Source organism: Pseudomonas sp. A, assembly GCF_056270345.1.
This window is the reverse complement of sequence record NZ_CM149873.1, coordinates 5,044,231-5,060,256: the sequence shown is the minus strand read 5'-3', so window position 1 is coordinate 5,060,256 and position 16,026 is coordinate 5,044,231. Positions and strand designations below refer to the sequence as shown.

Genomic DNA, 16,026 nt, shown 5'->3' with positions numbered 1-16,026 from the left:
ACCTACCGGGTCGATGCCATCGCGGGACAAGCCCACTCACATGTTGCCTTCTGGTTAGTGCAGAATGGCCGCACTTTCAATCTGCCAGGAGGTAAGCCCATGGAGGCTCTCGACGCATTGCTCAACCGTGTTTCCGTGCCACGCCTGACCGAACCGGCGCCCAATGCCGCCCAGCGCGAGGCGCTGTTCCAGGCCGCGCTGCGTGCGCCGGACCATGGCCAGCTGCGTCCCTGGCGCTTCCTGACCATCGAGGGACAGGGCCGCGAGAAGCTCGGCGAACTGTTCGCCGAGGCGGTGCAGGCCAAGGGCGATGCCACCCCGGCCGCGCTGGACAAGGCCCGGGCGATGCCGCTGCGGGCACCGTTGCTGATTGTGGTGGTGGCCCGGTTGCAGGAGCATTTCAAGGTGCCGAAGATCGAACAGCGCCTGGCCGCCGGCTGCGCCGCCCACGGCATCCTCGTTTCCGCCCACGCCCAGGGTATCGGCGCGGTGTGGCGCACCGGTGACATGGCGTATGACGTCCATGTGCACGAGGGCTTGGGTCTTGAGGCGAATGAAGAGGTGATCGGCTACCTGTATGTCGGCACGCCGATGGGCGAGCCGCGCACGGCGCCGGTCCTGGAGACGGCCAAGTACGTCAGCGCCTGGGGAGAGTGATGTGAGGCGGGGCCGCTCTGCGGCCCATCGCGGCACAAAGCCGCTCCTACAGGCGATCGCGGATTCTTGTAGGAGCGGCCTTGTGCCGCGAAAGGGCTGCGCAGCAGCCCCGCGGTCTGTCAGACTGCACTGATATTGCAGGGAATCTCCAGCGTCGCAATAAACCCACCCTGCGGATGATTGCCCAACACCAGGCTGCCGCCATGGCGCTCTGCCGCCTTGCGCGCAATCGCCAGCCCCAGTCCATGCCCAGGTGCGTCCTGCCCCGGCGCCCGGAAGAACGGCTCGCCCAGTTGCGCCAGGTGCTCTGCCGCCACCCCCGGCCCATGATCGCGCACGCTCAGCACGATGCGATCCTGCTCCCGACGGGCATGCACCTCGATCGGCTGCCCGGCCGGATTGAAACGCAGGGCATTGCGCAACAAATTGTCCACCGCCCGTTCGATCAAGGTCGGCCAGCCGTGCAAGGTCAGGCCTGCCTGCGCTTCCAGTCGCACTTCCTGTTCCGGCGCTGACAGTTGGGCGTCCTTGCGCACGCCGCCCAGCAAGGCATTGAGGTCCACGGGTTCGGCATGGGCCTGGTCGGCATCGACCCGGGCCAGCACCAGGATCTCGCTGATCAGGTCTTCCAGGCGATCGCACTCGCGGGTCAGGCGCGGCCACAGGGCCTGGCGCTGCTCCGGCTCGGCGCGCTCGGCCAGGGCCAGGGCGATGCGCAGCCGCGCCAGCGGCGAGCGCAGTTCGTGGGACACGTCACGTAGCAACTGGCGCTGGCTGCCGATCAGACTCTGCAAGCGCGCCCCCATCTTGTTGAAGTCGTTGGCCAGCACGCCGAACTCGTCGCGGCGCACTGCCAGCCGCGCCAGGCTGTTCTGCTGGTAGCTGGTCTGCCCCAGGTCGTGCACCGCGCCGCGCAGGCGGCTGAGCGGGCGGGTGATCGACAGGGTCACCAGCAGGCTGAACAGGGTCAGTACCACCAGGGCGATCCCCAGGGCGCTGAGCGGCCAGATCAGGCTCTCGCGGTGCCAGGCGGCCAGTTCGGGGTGGGGGATGCGGTAGATCAGCAGGTAGGTCTCGCCGCTGGTGGGGCTGGTGTATTCCTCGGTCAGGCGGCGCCAGGGTAGGCGCCGCTCGTCGTTGTGCTGGCGCGCCTCGAAGGCGGCGGCGCGGCGCGGAAAGGTGCCGGGCACCACGGCGTCGCCGCTGTCATCGAGCACCTGCACGTCGATCTTGTAGCGCTGCTTGCGTCTTTCCAGGAAGCGCTGCGACGACTCCAGGCCGTCCTGTTCATAGTGCTGGGCCCAGTGGCTGGCCAGGTTGTTCAGGCCCGGATGGCGGCTGAGGATCCAGGTGTCCTGGTTGAGCATGTGCCCGAGCAGGATCGACAGCCCGGCGACCAGGGCGATGGCCAGCCAGAAGCTGGCCAGGATGCGCCAGAACAGTGAACGCAAGACGAGCACCTCCGAGAAATGGCGAAAGCCCGGCCCGCGGGGGGGGCGGGCCGGGCATCGGGCTGACAGCTTACTGGGCCTTGCCGGCTTTTTCAGCCTTCCAGGCCTGGAACTCCTGCCACTCGGCCTTGCGCGCGGCGCGTTCCTTCTGCAGGTCGTCGAACTTCTTCTGCTGCTCGGGCTTGAGCAGGGCGCGGATCTGGCCGTCGGTCTTGTCGTGGCTGGCCTTGAGTTCGTCCTTCATGGCTTTCTGCTCGGCGGCCGGCAGCTTGGCCATGTAGCGCTCGGTGATGTCGCGGCGCTGCTGCATCTGCTCGCCCATCAGCTTGCCGATCTGCTGGCGCTGGTCGCGGCTCAGGTCCAGCTGGGCGAAAGGCGCGTCACCGCGATGATGCGGGCCGTCGTGGCGCGGGCCGCCGTCAGGCATGGCCATGGCCACGGTCGGCAGGGCGGCGGCGAACATCAGGGCGATCAGGGTCTTGCGCATGGTGTCTCTCCTTTCAGGGGCCGGTGGTTACCGGATGAGCCCAGTCTAGGGAGATCAAGGTCAAGGGCGGTCAGGCGAGGGTAAAGGCTGGGTAAAGATGCTGTCGGGACAGAGGACACTCGTGTGGGAGCGGGTTTACCCGCGAATGCTGCGGTGGGTTCAACGACGCATTCGCGGGTAAACCCGCTCCCACAGGACCTGTGCAGCCTGTCAGAGGCTGTAGTAGTAGCCGCGGCTGCGCAGCGCGACGATGCGCGGGCGGCCGTCCGGGTGCGGGCCGATCTTCTTGCGCAGGTTGCTGACGTGCATGTCCAGGCTGCGGTCATAGAGCGTGAGTTTGCGACCCAGGCCGATCTGCGCCAGCTCCTGCTTGTCCAGCGGTTCGCCGGGCTGGCGCAGCAGCGCCTCGAGGATGCGGCTCTCGGACAGCGTGAGGGTCATCTCGCGCTCGTCGATGCTGACCACGCCGCGCACCGGACTGAAGGTCAGGTCGCCGATCTCGACCTGGCTGCTGGGCGCGCTGGGGTGGCTGCGGCGCAGCACGGCGCGCAGGCGGGCGGTAAGTTCGCGGGGGTCGCAGGGCTTGGCCAGGTAGTCGTCGGCGCCCAGCTCAAGGCCGAGTATGCGGTCCAGCGGCTCGCCACGGGCCGAGAGCATCAGCACCGGCAGGTCGGTGTGCTCGCTGCGCAACTGTTTGAGCAGTTCCAGGCCGCTGCCGTCGGGCAGCATGACATCCAGCACCACCGCCGCCGGGGCGTGGCTGGCCAAGGCCTGGCGCGCACTCTGGCCATCGTGGCAGGCGCGCACCGCAAACCCTTCCTGGGTCAGCCAGCTGCCGAGCAGCTCGCACAGTTCCTGGTCATCATCAATCAGTAACAGCTCGCTCATGTCTCACTCAATTCAACCATTGCCGGCGTCTTCTGTGTCCGCCGCTGGCTAAGATACCGCAGACTGCCGACAACAGTGCAACGACCGAGCCGATCAGGAACCACTGCTGCTGGTCGGTGAGCAGGCGCTGGGGGGCGCTGCTGGCGGCCTGCAGTTCCTTGACCGTCAGTTTCAGGCGCTGGTTGTCCTGGCGCAGGCGCGAGAGCTGGGCGCTTTCGCGTTCGCTGTCCTGGTTCTGCAGTTGCAGGGTCAGCGCGTCGCGCTGTTTCTCGCTCTCTTCCAGGCGCTGCTGCAGCTCGGTGATCCGCGCCCCGGCTTCCAGCGACAGCGGCTGCTCGGCCGCGGCGAAAGGGGACAGCAGTAACAGGCAAAGCAGCAGGGACATCGGACCTTGACGCATTGGAACTCCTGATTCGTATCGATTCAGGAGGTTGTCGGCCAGTTGTCGGATTAGATGAGGCGGGTATCGAGTTGGCCTCATTCGCGGGTAAACCCGCTCCCACAGAGGCGTGCGGCGCCTGTGGGAGCGGGTTTGCCCGCGAAAAAGGCGATGCGGTTTCGGATCAGGGCAGGACTTGCTTGAACGGCTTGACCACGACCTTGTCGTAGACGCCTGCGGCGATATACGGGTCGGCGTCGGCCCAGGCCTGGGCGGCGGCCAGCGAATCGAACTCGGCGACGATCAGGCTGCCGCTGAAACCGGCGGCGCCCGGGTCGTTGCTGTCGATGGCCGGGTGCGGGCCGGCGAGGACCACGCGGCCCTCGGCCTTGAGCTGCTGCAGGCGCTCGATATGGGCGGGGCGGGCGGCCAGGCGTTTTTCCAGGGAGTTTTCGACGTCGCTGGCGATGATGGCGTAGAGCATGTCAGTCCTTGGGTTTGGAGGTGGAAGGATCGGCATCGTGCAGGTGGCGCGACAGATAGACACCCTGGGCCACCAGGAACAGCACGGTCATGCCGAGGCTGCCGAACACCTTGAAGTCGACCCAGATGTCCTGGAAGGTGAAAGCGACAAACAGGTTGGCGGCTCCGCACACCAGGAAGAAACCGATCCACGCCAGGTTCAGGCGGGTCCAGACGGCTTCCGGAAGGGTCAGGGCGTGGCCCATGATGCGCTTGATCAGCACCCGATCACCGATGAAGTGGCTGCCGGCGAAGGCCAGTGCGAACAGCCAGTTGACCACCGGTGCTTTCCACTTGAGGAAGGTCTCGCTGTGGAAGGCCAGGGTCAGGCCACCGAACACCAGGCAGGCGACCAGGGTCAGCAACTGGCCCTTTTCCAACTTGCCGTGGCGCAGGAACAGCGCGCCGTAGACCACCACGGAGCTGGCGATCAGCATGGCGGTGGCGCTGTAGATCCCGCCGAACTCGAAGCCGTGGCCGGCGAATTCGACCGGGCGCGGGTCCAGTTTGTAGACGATGAAGAACAGCAGCAGCGGGATGAAATCGATGAATTGTTTCACAGTGGCAGCCAGAAGCGGGATGTGACGGCATAATAACAAACATCGATTCCTGCGAAAGCGCTCCTCCATGAATGTTGATCTGCACTGTCACAGCACGGCCTCCGACGGCGCCCTGTCGCCCACGGCACTGGTCGCCCGGGCCCACGAGCACGGGGTGCGGACGCTGTCGCTCACCGACCACGACACCCTCGAAGGCCTGCCCGAGGCCCGCCAGGCCTGCCTGGACAACGGCATGCAGTGGGTCAGCGGGGTAGAGTTGTCGTGCACCTGGGGCGGCGCCACCATCCATGTGCTGGGTTACGATTTCCCGCTCGATGCCCCGCCCTTGCTCGAAGCCATCGGCAATCTGCATCGCGGCCGCTGGCTGCGCGCCGAGGAAATCGACCGCAAGCTGGCGGCCAAGGGCATGCCCGGCGCGCTGGACGGTGCGCGGGCCGTGCAGCAGGAACTGGGTGACAGCGGCAACGCCCCGGCGCGCCCGCATTTCGCCGAATTCCTGGTGCGCGCAGGCTTCGTCAAGGACCGTGGCGAGGCCTTTCGCAAGTGGCTGGGCGCCGGCAAGCTGGGGGACGTCAAGCTGCACTGGCCGACGCTGGAGGAAACCGTCGCCACGTTGCGCCAGTCCAATGCCTGGGTGAGCCTGGCCCATCCCATGCACTACGAACTGACCCGCAGCAAGCGCAGACGGCTGATTGCCGACTATATTCAGGCAGGGGGGCAGGCGCTGGAAGTGGTCAATGGGATGATGCCGCCCGAGCAGGTGGGGACAATGTCGATCCTCACCCGTGAGTTCGGCTTGCTGGCAAGCGCCGGCAGTGACTTCCACGGCCCCGGCACCTGGGGCGAGATCGGTGCCTACCGGCCATTGCCCGAGGACCTGCCACCTCTGTGGCGTCGATTCCGACATGAACAGTCTATGGCGGTATGAACAGGACGACTACGTGAGCCAATTTTTCCAGATTCATGCGGAAAACCCGCAGGCTCGGCTGATCAAGCAGGCCGTGGAGATCATCCGCAAGGGGGGCGTAGTGGTCTATCCGACCGACTCGGCCTACGCGTTGGGCTGCCAGATCGGCGACAAGGGCGCGATCGAACGTGTGCGCCGGCTGCGCCAGCTGGACAAGCAGCACAACTTCACCCTGTTGTGCTGCGACCTGTCGCAGATGGGCACCTTCGCCAAGATCGACACCGCGACCTTCCGTCTGCTCAAGGCGCACATTCCAGGCCCCTACACATTCATCCTCAACGCTACCCGGGAAGTGCCGCGTCTGCTGATGCACGAAAAACGCCGCACCATTGGTCTGCGCGTACCCTCCAAGCCAATCGTTCTGGCCTTGCTCGAAGAGCTCGGTGAGCCATTGATGAGCGTGAGCCTGATCCTGCCGGGCGATGAAGAGCCGATGACCGACCCTTACGAGATCCGTCAGCGCCTGGAGCATCATGTCGACCTGATCATCGATGGCGGCTTTGGTGACCTCAAGGCATCCACCATCATCGACCTGACCGGCGACGAGCCTGCGCTGATCCGCGAAGGTTGCGGCGACCCCACACCGTTCCTGGTCGACGCGTGAGCCAGGTGGAAGCGCCCGAGGCGCCGGCCATCGAGGCAGAAGCGCCGTTCCAGCTGCAACTGGCCCTGGTCTACGGCGAAGCCCTGACCGAGATGCCGGTCGACCTGTATATCCCGCCTGATGCCCTGGAAGTCTTCCTCGAAGCTTTCGAGGGCCCGCTGGACCTGCTGCTGTACCTGATCCGCAAGCAGAACGTGGACATCCTCGATATCCCGGTGGCGGAGATCACTCGCCAGTACATGAGCTATGTCGAGCTGATGAAGAACGTGCGCCTGGAACTGGCCGCCGAGTACCTGGTGATGGCCGCCATGCTCGCCGAGATCAAGTCGCGCATGCTGCTGCCGCGTTCCAGCGAGATCGAGGAAGAGGAAGGCGATCCACGCGCCGAGCTGATCCGCCGCCTGCAGGAGTACGAGCGCTTCAAGGCTGCCGCCGAAGGTATCGATGAGCTGCCGCGGGTTGGCCGCGACGTCGTCGTGCCGCGTCTCGAGGCCCCTCAGGCCAAGGTGCGCAAGCTGTTGCCGGAGGTCGCCCTGGAGGAGATCCTGCTGTCCATGGCCGAGGTCATGCGCCGCAACGACCTGTTCGAGAGCCACCAGATCACTCGCGAGACCTTGTCGACCCGCGAGCGCATGAGCGAGGTGCTCGAACGCCTCAAGGGCGGTGGCTTCGTGCCCTTCGTCGAACTGTTCACCCGCGAGGAGGGCAAGCTCGGCGTGGTGGTGACCTTCATGGCGATTCTCGAACTGGTGAAGGAATCGCTGATCGAACTCGTGCAAAATGAGCCTTTCGCCCCGATCCACGTCCGTGCCCGGGCAGAGTGACCTGACGACTACCGATGAACCTGAACGAACCCCGCGAACTGGCGTCGCTGATCGAGGCCTTCCTGCTCGCCTCGGGCAAGCCGCAATCCCTCGAGCGCCTCTATGAGCTGTTCGAGGAAGCCGAGCGCCCGGCCCCCGCCGTTTTCAAAAAGGCCCTGGAGGTGCTGGGCAAGTCCTGCAGCGGCCGTGCCTTCGAGCTCAAGGAAGTGGCCAGCGGCTATCGGCTGCAAATCCGCGAAGACTATGCACCCTGGGTCGGCCGCCTGTGGGAGGAGCGCCCGCAGCGCTATTCCCGTGCGCTGCTGGAAACCATGGCGCTGATCGCCTACCGCCAGCCCATCACCCGCGGCGAGATCGAGGACGTGCGCGGCGTGGCGGTCAACAGCAACATCATCAAGACCCTGATGGAGCGCGAGTGGATCCGCATCGTCGGCTACCGCGAGGTGCCAGGGCGTCCTGCGATGTTTGCCACCACCAAGGCGTTTCTCGATCACTTCAACCTCAAGAGCCTCGATGAACTGCCGGCGCTGGCCGAGTTGCGCGAGCTGGAGCCGGAACCGCTGCTCGACCCGGACGAGGCGCCGGTGCCCGCTCACCTGCAAGCCCTGGCCGATGCCAGCCTGGGCGAGGAGGGTGAGGAAGCGGAGCCCAAGGATGAGACCAGCTTCCGTTCGCTGCTGGTGGAGCTGGATGCGATGGAAGAAGGGCTCAAGACCGATTTCGATGATTTGCGCGATGAAGAAGAGCCTGAGGCCTCGGAGCAGGACGAGGGCAAGCTGCAGTCTTGATTTAACTACTGCCTGTGCCGGCCTCTTCGCGGGTAAACCCGCTCCCACAGGGGTATCACAAGCTGTGGGAGCGGGTTTACCCGCGAAGAGGCCGGCCCTGATCAGACAAAGGCCATTTGGCAGAAAAACACTTCCAATTCCACAAAACACTCTACTCTCCAGTGCGTTGCGCGTATGATGCGCGCCCGCTTTCACTACTACACCGGGAGGTGCCCAGATGAGTGACAAAGACCTGCAAGACCAACAACCCACCCCGCCGTCCGGCGAAAAACTGCAGAAAGTACTGGCGCGTATCGGCGTCGGCTCGCGTCGTGACGTCGAGGCCTGGATCGGCCAGGGCCGTATCAAGGTCAACGGCGTCGAGGCCACCCTGGGCCTGCGCGTCGACCTGCACGACGCCATCACCGTCGACGGCAAGCTGATCAAGCGTGTCGAGGCCGCCGAGGCGACCCGCCGCGTGATCATGTACAACAAGCCCGATGGCGAGATCTGCACCCGTGACGACCCGGAAGGCCGCCCGACCGTGTTCGACCGCCTGCCGCGCCCGAAAGAGGGGCGCTGGATCAACATCGGCCGCCTGGACATCAACACCACCGGCCTGCTGTTGTTCACCACCGACGGTGAGCTGGCCAACCGCCTGATGCACCCGTCCTATGAAATGGACCGCGAGTACGCCGTGCGTGTGCGCGGCGAGGTCGACGACGACATGGTCGACCGCCTCAAGGCCGGCGTGGTGCTCGAGGACGGTCCGGCCAAGTTCACCGATATCCAGAAGGCACCGGGTGGCGAAGGCTTCAACCACTGGTACCACTGCGTGGTGATGGAAGGCCGCAACCGTGAGGTGCGCCGCCTGTGGGAGTCCCAGGGGGTGGTGGTCAGCCGCCTGAAGCGCGTGCGTTTCGGCCCGGTGTTCCTCAACTCCGACCTGCCGATGGGCCGCTGGCGCGAAATGAGCCAGGGCGAGATCGACATCCTCGCCGCCGAAGTCGGCCTGCAGCCGGTGGCGCTGCCGGAGATGAAGCTCAAGGCCAAGGACAAGCTCGAGCGCCTGCAGCGCAAGTCGACCCGCCCGCTGGGGCGTGGCGAGCGTGTGCGCACCCTGCGTCCGGCCGCCGAAGGGCAGGGCGAGCGCCCGGCGCGCGCGCCGCGTGAAGAGGCTGCACCACGCAAGGGCAGCCGCGGCAGCGCGGTGGCCGAGCGCCCGAGCGAGATGCGCAAGCGTCCAGCCCGTCCCGAAGGCGACAAGCCAGCCGGTCGTGGTCGCGGCAAGCCGCGTGGCTGATCCGGCCCGGTAACGAAAGAGCCAGCCTTCGGGCTGGTTTTTTTGTGCCTGTTGAAAAGGAAGTCCCTCGATACGCATCCCAGTGTAGGAGCGGGCTCGCCCCGCGATGGGCCGCAAAGCGGCCCCAAGTACCTGAACAGACAGAATTTTTCCCGACCGGTGGCAAATTTTCAAACCACCTTGTAAAGAAAACTATACGATTCTGGGCCTTTTCCCCGGCTTGCCTGTGCTTCCCCACTCTTCGTCACAAAATCTTTCCAAGACTTGCGCGCCAGAGCCTCCCCGGTCCCCTTCACCCCCTTCCCAAACCCCCGCCCAAACGTTGAGATAGCGCCATTGCCGTGTGCAGAGCCAGGCAGGATAGCCAGGCATCGAAAACAACAAAATGGAGGCGCCATGTACGCCGATCACTCCGCCTTTTCAGGCCTTCACCCCAGGACCGGTGCGTTTTTTCCACAGGAAACGATGCAACGCGTTGACGCCTGCGCGTTTGCAGGGGTATACAATGCGCCGCGTTTTACCTGTGACCCCCTTGCGTACCGCGCACGCTTGCTGACACCCGGTTGATCCGCACCTGGCTACCAAGGCCACGAGCGACTTCCCGTCACAAGTATCCAAGGTAACCACCTTGCCCATTCCGCTGCGCCACGAGTGCGGTGGGTCCGATTCCGTCACAGATAAAAACAAGCAGGTGACTTCGTTCATGAGTGGACATAATTCACAGTCTGGCGAACTCAAGCGTGGCTTGAAGAACCGCCATATCCAACTGATCGCCCTGGGTGGCGCGATCGGCACCGGATTGTTCCTGGGCTCGGCCGGCGTGATGAAGTCCGCCGGTCCGTCGATGATCCTCGGCTATGCGATCTGCGGTTTCATCGCCTTCATGATCATGCGCCAGCTCGGCGAGATGATCGTCGAGGAGCCGGTGGCCGGCTCCTTCAGCCACTTCGCGCACAAGTACTGGGGCGGTTTCGCCGGCTTCCTGTCGGGCTGGAACTGCTGGGTGCTGTACATCCTGGTGGGCATGTCGGAGCTGTCGGCAGTGGGCAAGTATGTCCATTACTGGTGGCCGGAGATCCCGACCTGGGTCACCGCGGCGGCATTCTTCCTGCTGATCAACGCCATCAACCTGATGAACGTGAAGTTCTTCGGTGAAGCCGAGTTCTGGTTCGCGATCATCAAGGTCGCCGCCATCGTCGGCATGATCGGCCTGGGCGCCTACCTGCTGACCAGCGGCAGTGGTGGCCCGGAAGCGTCGGTGACCAACCTGTGGGCCCATGGCGGTTTCTTCCCGCATGGCGTCAGCGGCCTGGTGATGGCCCTGGCCTTCATCATGTTCTCCTTCGGTGGCCTGGAAATGCTCGGCTTCACCGCGGCCGAGGCCGACAAGCCGAAGACCGTGATCCCCAAGGCGATCAACCAGGTCATCTACCGCATCCTGATCTTCTACGTGGGTGCCCTGGTGGTGCTGCTGTCGCTGACCCCGTGGGACAGCCTGGTGGCCAGCATCGACGCGTCCGGCGGCAGCTATGGCAGCAGCCCGTTTGTCCAGGTCTTCTCGCTGCTGGGTAGCGACGTGGCCGCGCACCTGCTGAACTTCGTGGTCCTGACCGCGGCGCTGTCGGTGTACAACAGCGGTACCTACTGCAACGCCCGCATGCTCCTGGGCATGGCCGAGCAGGGCGATGCCCCGGCGGCGCTGGCCAAGGTCGACCGTCGCGGCGTGCCGGTACGTTCGATCCTGGTGTCGGCGGCCGTGACCCTGATCGCGGTGCTGCTCAACTACCTGATGCCGCAGAATGCCCTGGAGCTGCTTATGTCGCTGGTGGTGGCGACCCTGGTGATCAACTGGGCGATGATCAGCTACTCGCACCTGAAGTTCCGCCAGCACCTCGACCGCACTGGCCAAAAGCCGCTGTTCAAGGCGCTGTGGTACCCGTACGGCAACTACCTGGTGCTGGCCTTCGTGGTGCTGATCCTCGGCATCATGCTGCAGATCCCTGGCATCCAGGTGTCGGTGTACGCCATGCCGGTATGGCTGGTGGTGATGTATGTGTTCTACGTGCTCAAGAGCAAGCGTGGGGCGCAGGCCAACGGCGCTGCCGGTAGCGTGGCCAAGTAAGCGTCGAGGCGCTTCGAGAAAACCCGATGCCGGGTGACTGGCATCGGGTTTTTTGTTGTCTGTACCGGCCTCTGCGCGGGTAAACCCGCTCCCACAGGGGGCACAGAACCTGTGGGAGCGGGTTTACCCGCGAATGGCCGGCTCTGGCAACCGATGACTCAGATCTGTTCCAGCAACCAGCCACGAAACGCCCGCAACGAAGGCAATGCCTCATTCCTCGGCGGATAGATCAGGTAGTAGCTGCGCTGGCTGGCAAACGGCGCCCCCGGGCTGAACAGCTCGCCACTGGCCAGTTCCTCCTCCACCAGAATCCTGGGCACCAGGCCAATCCCTATCCCCGCCCGTACCGCCTGGATCAAATGTGACGTCAGCTCGAAGCTCGGCCCCAGGCGCATTGAGCGGTGGGGCAGGGCGTGGTGGGAGAACCATTCGCCCCAGGCGTGTGGATTGTTGGCGACGTTCAGCAGCACCTCTTCGCTGATCCGCGCCGGGCACCAGTCCTGGCTGTCGCGAGCGCTGTCCGGCGGCAGGATCACCAACAGTTCCTCGGCGTGCAGGCGATGGCAGACCAGCCCGGGCAGGTCGTGGGTGGCCACGCCGATGGCCGCGTCGATCTCGCTGGTGTCGAAGTTGATCGCTTCGATACGAGAATGAATGTGCACCAGCATGCCCGGATGAGCGCCATAGAACGCATGCAGGCGCGGCAGCAGCCATTTCGAGCCGAAGGTCGGCAGGGTCGCCAGGCGCAGGGTGCCGACCCCGGTCTGATAGGCCAGGGCTTGCAGGGTGGCGCTGCGGATACGCCCCAAGGCTTCGCTCAGCTCGCGCTGGTAAAGACGGCCCACGTCGGTCAGTTGCACCTGGCGCCCCTCGCGGCGGAACAGGGTGAGCCCCAGCTGCTGTTCCAGCGCCTGCACCTGGCGACTTACCGCGCTCTGGGTCAGCGACAGCTCGGCGGCGGCGCGGGTGTAGCTTTCATGTCGCGCGGCGGCCTCGAAGGCCAGTAGCAGCGACATCGAAGGGGTGAGGTGGCGGTAATTCATTCATAAAGCTCATCGATAGCGGCAGGAATATCCGTTTGCCCCTGGCGCGAAACTACAGGAACATGGGCGTATTCGTCATGCGGTATAGATCATTCATACCGTAGTCGCAGGAAATACAACATCTCGTGGGAGCGGGCTTGCCCCGCGATGGCGCCATCGCGGGGCAAGCCCGCTCCCACGAGATGTTGCAATGCCTGGAACCCGTGAACTAGCCAATATCGAATAGAGGCCATCCTTCGATGATCGCCCAGCTGCCGCCCCGCGCGCCCGCCGCCCATTACCCTGAATTCCTCGAAGCCCTGAAGAACAGCGGCTTCCGTGGCCAGATCAGTGCCGACTACGGCACCCGTACCGTGCTGGCCACCGACAACTCCATCTACCAGCGGCTGCCCCAGGCGGCGGTGTTCCCGTTGGATGCCGACGATGTGGCGCGGGTTGCCACGCTCATGGCCGAGCCACGCTTTCGCGACATCAAGCTGACCCCGCGTGGTGGCGGCACCGGCACCAACGGCCAGTCGCTGACCGACGGCATCGTCGTCGACCTGTCGCGGCACATGAACAGCATTCTTGAAATCAATGTCGAGCAGCGCTGGGTGCGGGTCCAGGCGGGCGTGGTCAAGGACCAGCTCAACGCCGCGCTCAAGCCCCATGGGCTGTTCTTCGCGCCGGAGCTTTCGACCTCCAACCGCGCCACCGTCGGCGGCATGATCAACACCGACGCCAGTGGCCAGGGCAGTTGCACCTATGGCAAGACTCGCGACCACGTGCTCGAGCTGCACAGCGTGCTGCTTGGTGGCGAGCGCCTGCACAGCCTGCCGATCGACGACGCGGCCCTGGAGCAGGCCTGCGCCGCGCCCGGCCGGGTCGGCGAGGTGTACCGCATGGCCCGCGAGATCCAGCAAACCCAGGCCGGGCTGATCGAAAGCACCTTCCCCAAGCTCAACCGCTGCCTGACCGGCTACGACCTGGCGCACCTGCGCGACGAGCAGGGCCGCTTCAACCTCAACAGCGTGCTGTGCGGCGCCGAAGGCTCGCTGGGCTATGTGGTCGAGGCCAAGCTCAATGTGCTGCCGATCCCGAAGTACGCGGTGCTGGTCAACGTACGCTACACCAGCTTCATGGACGCCCTGCGCGATGCCAACGCGCTGATGGCGCACAAGCCGCTGTCGATCGAGACCGTTGACTCCAAGGTGCTGATGCTGGCGATGAAGGACATCGTCTGGCACAGCGTCGCCGAGTACTTCCCGGCCGATGCCGAGCGCCCGACGCTGGGCATCAACCTAGTGGAGTTCTGCGGCGACGAGCCGGCCGAGGTCAATGCCCGGGTCGAGGCGTTTGTCGCGCACCTGCAGCGCGACACCAGCGTCGAACGCCTGGGACATACCCTGGCGGAGGGCGCCGAGGCGGTCACCAGGGTCTACACCATGCGCAAGCGTTCGGTGGGGCTGCTGGGCAACGTCGAAGGCGAGGTGCGGCCACAGCCGTTCGTCGAGGACACCGCCGTGCCGCCGGAGCAACTGGCTGACTACATCGCCGACTTCCGCGCGCTGCTCGACGGTTACGGCCTGGCCTACGGCATGTTCGGCCATGTCGATGCCGGCGTGCTGCACGTGCGCCCAGCGCTGGACATGAAGGATCCGGCCCAGGCCGCGCTGGTCAAGCCGATCTCCGATGCCGTGGCGGCGCTGACCCAGCGCTATGGCGGCCTGCTCTGGGGCGAGCATGGCAAAGGCCTGCGCTCCGAGTACGTGCCGGAATACTTCGGCGCGTTGTACCCGGCACTGCAGCGCCTCAAGGGCGCCTTCGATCCGCACAACCAGCTCAACCCGGGCAAGATCTGCACCCCGCCGGACAGCGCCGAAGGCCTGACCCCGGTGGATGGCGTGACCCTGCGCGGTGACCTTGACCGCAGTATCGACGAACGCGTCTGGCAAAGCTTCGGCAGCGCCGTGCACTGCAACGGCAACGGCGCCTGCTACAACTACGATCCCAACGACGCCATGTGCCCGTCGTGGAAGGCCACCCGCGAACGCCAGCACTCACCCAAGGGGCGCGCTTCGCTGATCCGCGAATGGCTGCGCCTGCAGGGCGAAGCGAACATCGATGTGCTCGCCGCCGCCCAGCGCAAGGCGTCCTGGTTCAAGGGGCTGCCGGCGCGCTTGCGCAACAGCCGTGCGCGCCAGGAAGACTTCTCCCACGAGGTGTACGACGCCATGGCCGGCTGCCTGGCGTGCAAGTCCTGCGCGGGGCAGTGCCCGATCAAGGTCAATGTGCCGGACTTCCGCTCGCGCTTCCTCGAGCTGTACCACGGCCGCTACCAGCGTCCGCTGCGCGATTACCTGATCGGCTCGCTGGAATTCACCATCCCGTACCTGGCCCATGCACCGGGCCTGTACAACGCGGTGATGGGCTCGAAGTGGGTGAGCAGGTTGCTGGCGGACAAGATCGGCATGGTCGACAGCCCGCTGATCAGCCGCTTCAACTTCCAGGCCACCCTGACCCGTTGCCGCGTCCAGGTGGCGAGCGTGCCGGCCCTGCGCGAGCTGACCCCGGCCCAGCGCGAACGCAGCATCGTGCTGGTGCAGGACGCCTTCACCCGCTATTTCGAGACGCCACTGCTGGCCTCGTTCATCGAGCTGGCCCATCGCCTGGGGCACAAGGTATTCCTCGCGCCTTACAGCGCCAACGGCAAGCCGTTGCACGTGCAGGGTTTCCTCGGTGCCTTCGCCAAGGCGGCGATCCGCAACGCCACCCAGCTCAAGACCCTGGCCGACTGCGGCGTGCCGTTGGTGGGGCTGGACCCGGCGATGACCCTGGTCTATCGCCAGGAGTACCAGAAGGTCGATGGCGTGGAGTGCCCGTCGGTGCTGTTGCCCCAGGAATGGCTGATGAACGTGCTGCCCGAGCAGGCGCCGGTCAAGGCCGACAGCTTCCGCCTGATGGCCCACTGCACCGAGAAGACCAATGTGCCGGCCAGTACCCGGCAGTGGGAGCAGGTGTTCGCCCGCCTGGGGTTGAAGCTGGTCACCGAGGCCACCGGCTGCTGCGGCATGTCCGGTACCTATGGGCATGAAGCGCGGAACCAGGAAACCTCGAGGACCATCTTCGAGCAGTCCTGGGCGACCAAGCTGGACAAGCAGGGCGAGGCGTTGGCGACCGGTTATTCGTGTCGCAGCCAAGTCAAGCGCATGACCGAGAAGCAGTTGCGCCATCCGCTGGAGGTGGTGTTGCAGTACGCGCAGCGCTGAGGCGCGTCATTCGGTGCATGCCTCTTCGCGGGTAAACCCGCTCCCACAGGATCGTCGCTGCCTTTGATGGCGGTGCTGTACCTGTGGGAGCGGGTTTGATGGAAACGACTTGCAGGGTGACCGCAATGGGGGTGCGGTAAGTCGGGTATGGAAGTCTTCGGTAGGGCTTCTGGACGGTGTGAAAACGCGATGACGGGGATGTCC

The 16,026-nt window shown here is 65.2% G+C and carries 14 protein-coding genes and 1 pseudogene; 8 read left to right on the top strand and 7 right to left on the bottom strand.

Going from position 1 to position 16,026, the window contains the following annotated elements:
• The first annotated feature begins 99 nt into the window (after window positions 1-99).
• Window positions 100-657 (top strand): nitroreductase family protein, encoded by a 558-nt coding sequence (locus AC0MAZ_RS22595; protein ID WP_203651505.1) that lies wholly within the window; start codon window positions 100-102, stop codon window positions 655-657.
• Window positions 658-776: 119 nt separating this feature from the next.
• On the opposite strand, the gene AC0MAZ_RS22590 is transcribed toward AC0MAZ_RS22595, so the two are convergent.
• From AC0MAZ_RS22590 to AC0MAZ_RS22565, 6 genes are all read right to left on the bottom strand, one after another.
• Window positions 777-2,108, bottom strand: a complete 1,332-nt coding sequence (locus AC0MAZ_RS22590; RefSeq protein ID WP_475859236.1) for a sensor histidine kinase — start codon at window positions 2,106-2,108, stop codon at window positions 777-779.
• Window positions 2,109-2,178: 70 nt separating this feature from the next.
• Window positions 2,179-2,595 (bottom strand): Spy/CpxP family protein refolding chaperone, encoded by a 417-nt coding sequence (locus AC0MAZ_RS22585; RefSeq protein WP_203651507.1) that lies wholly within the window; start codon window positions 2,593-2,595, stop codon window positions 2,179-2,181.
• Window positions 2,596-2,805: 210 nt separating this feature from the next.
• The gene (locus AC0MAZ_RS22580; protein WP_110739854.1) at window positions 2,806-3,483 is read right to left on the bottom strand and encodes a response regulator transcription factor; all 678 of its coding nucleotides are present in this window, start codon (window positions 3,481-3,483) and stop codon (window positions 2,806-2,808) included.
• A 7-nt stretch (window positions 3,484-3,490) separates the two neighbouring features.
• Complete coding sequence (locus tag AC0MAZ_RS22575; protein ID WP_203651508.1) at window positions 3,491-3,883, bottom strand: SH3 domain-containing protein; 393 nt, start codon at window positions 3,881-3,883, stop codon at window positions 3,491-3,493.
• Window positions 3,884-4,046: 163 nt separating this feature from the next.
• On the bottom strand, window positions 4,047-4,346 hold the full coding sequence (locus AC0MAZ_RS22570) for a YciI family protein (protein ID WP_186732960.1): 300 nt from the start codon (window positions 4,344-4,346) through the stop codon (window positions 4,047-4,049).
• 1 nt (window position 4,347) lies between these two features.
• A complete protein-coding gene (locus tag AC0MAZ_RS22565) occupies window positions 4,348-4,944 on the bottom strand; it encodes a septation protein A (RefSeq protein ID WP_232857334.1) in 597 nt (198 codons plus the stop codon).
• Between the two features lie 67 nt (window positions 4,945-5,011).
• Between AC0MAZ_RS22565 and AC0MAZ_RS22560 the strand changes: the two genes are divergently transcribed.
• The 6 genes and pseudogenes from AC0MAZ_RS22560 to AC0MAZ_RS22535 all read left to right on the top strand — a co-directional run bounded on the left by AC0MAZ_RS22560 (window position 5,012) and on the right by AC0MAZ_RS22535 (window position 11,531).
• A complete protein-coding gene (locus AC0MAZ_RS22560) occupies window positions 5,012-5,872 on the top strand; it encodes a PHP domain-containing protein (RefSeq protein ID WP_203651510.1) in 861 nt (286 codons plus the stop codon).
• Between the two features lie 13 nt (window positions 5,873-5,885).
• Entirely contained in the window at window positions 5,886-6,515 is a 630-nt protein-coding gene (locus tag AC0MAZ_RS22555) for an L-threonylcarbamoyladenylate synthase (RefSeq protein ID WP_475859233.1), read from the top strand.
• A 125-nt stretch (window positions 6,516-6,640) separates the two neighbouring features.
• Window positions 6,641-7,339 carry a segregation and condensation protein A gene (locus AC0MAZ_RS22550; protein WP_475861478.1) on the top strand — a complete coding sequence of 233 codons (699 nt, stop codon included), beginning with the start codon at window positions 6,641-6,643 and terminating at the stop codon, window positions 7,337-7,339.
• Between the two features lie 14 nt (window positions 7,340-7,353).
• A pseudogene (scpB, locus tag AC0MAZ_RS22545) lies at window positions 7,354-8,109 on the top strand (SMC-Scp complex subunit ScpB); the annotation flags it as partial.
• A 235-nt stretch (window positions 8,110-8,344) separates the two neighbouring features.
• Window positions 8,345-9,409 (top strand): 23S rRNA pseudouridine(2605) synthase RluB, encoded by a 1,065-nt coding sequence (rluB, locus tag AC0MAZ_RS22540; RefSeq protein WP_203651515.1) that lies wholly within the window; start codon window positions 8,345-8,347, stop codon window positions 9,407-9,409.
• Between the two features lie 703 nt (window positions 9,410-10,112).
• A complete protein-coding gene (locus AC0MAZ_RS22535) occupies window positions 10,113-11,531 on the top strand; it encodes an amino acid permease (protein WP_232857337.1) in 1,419 nt (472 codons plus the stop codon).
• A gap of 158 nt (window positions 11,532-11,689) precedes the next feature.
• Here AC0MAZ_RS22535 and AC0MAZ_RS22530 read toward each other — a convergent pair whose 3' ends face one another.
• Window positions 11,690-12,574, bottom strand: coding sequence for a LysR substrate-binding domain-containing protein (locus AC0MAZ_RS22530; protein ID WP_475859231.1), 885 nt, complete (start codon window positions 12,572-12,574; stop codon window positions 11,690-11,692).
• 239 nt (window positions 12,575-12,813) lie between these two features.
• On the opposite strand from AC0MAZ_RS22530, the gene ydiJ reads away from it, so the two are divergent.
• Window positions 12,814-15,822: a D-2-hydroxyglutarate dehydrogenase YdiJ gene (gene ydiJ, locus AC0MAZ_RS22525; RefSeq protein WP_475859230.1), complete on the top strand. Its 3,009-nt coding sequence runs from the start codon at window positions 12,814-12,816 to the stop codon at window positions 15,820-15,822.
• Window positions 15,823-16,026 lie beyond the last annotated feature (204 nt).

Bases quoted from the DNA above. Each gene is read 5' to 3' on its own strand.
- AC0MAZ_RS22585 (WP_203651507.1), bottom strand. From the start codon at position 2,595: ATGCGCAAGACCCTGATCGCCCTGATGTTCGCCGCCGCCCTGCCGACC.
- AC0MAZ_RS22560 (WP_203651510.1), top strand. From the start codon at position 5,012: ATGAATGTTGATCTGCACTGTCACAGCACGGCCTCCGACGGCGCCCTG.
- AC0MAZ_RS22570 (WP_186732960.1), bottom strand. From the start codon at position 4,346: ATGCTCTACGCCATCATCGCCAGCGACGTCGAAAACTCCCTGGAAAAA.
- AC0MAZ_RS22535 (WP_232857337.1), top strand. From the start codon at position 10,113: ATGAGTGGACATAATTCACAGTCTGGCGAACTCAAGCGTGGCTTGAAG.
- AC0MAZ_RS22580 (WP_110739854.1), bottom strand. From the start codon at position 3,483: ATGAGCGAGCTGTTACTGATTGATGATGACCAGGAACTGTGCGAGCTG.
- AC0MAZ_RS22575 (WP_203651508.1), bottom strand. From the start codon at position 3,883: ATGCGTCAAGGTCCGATGTCCCTGCTGCTTTGCCTGTTACTGCTGTCC.
- rluB (WP_203651515.1), top strand. From the start codon at position 8,345: ATGAGTGACAAAGACCTGCAAGACCAACAACCCACCCCGCCGTCCGGC.
- AC0MAZ_RS22530 (WP_475859231.1), bottom strand. From the start codon at position 12,574: ATGAATTACCGCCACCTCACCCCTTCGATGTCGCTGCTACTGGCCTTC.
- ydiJ (WP_475859230.1), top strand. From the start codon at position 12,814: ATGATCGCCCAGCTGCCGCCCCGCGCGCCCGCCGCCCATTACCCTGAA.
- AC0MAZ_RS22595 (WP_203651505.1), top strand. From the start codon at position 100: ATGGAGGCTCTCGACGCATTGCTCAACCGTGTTTCCGTGCCACGCCTG.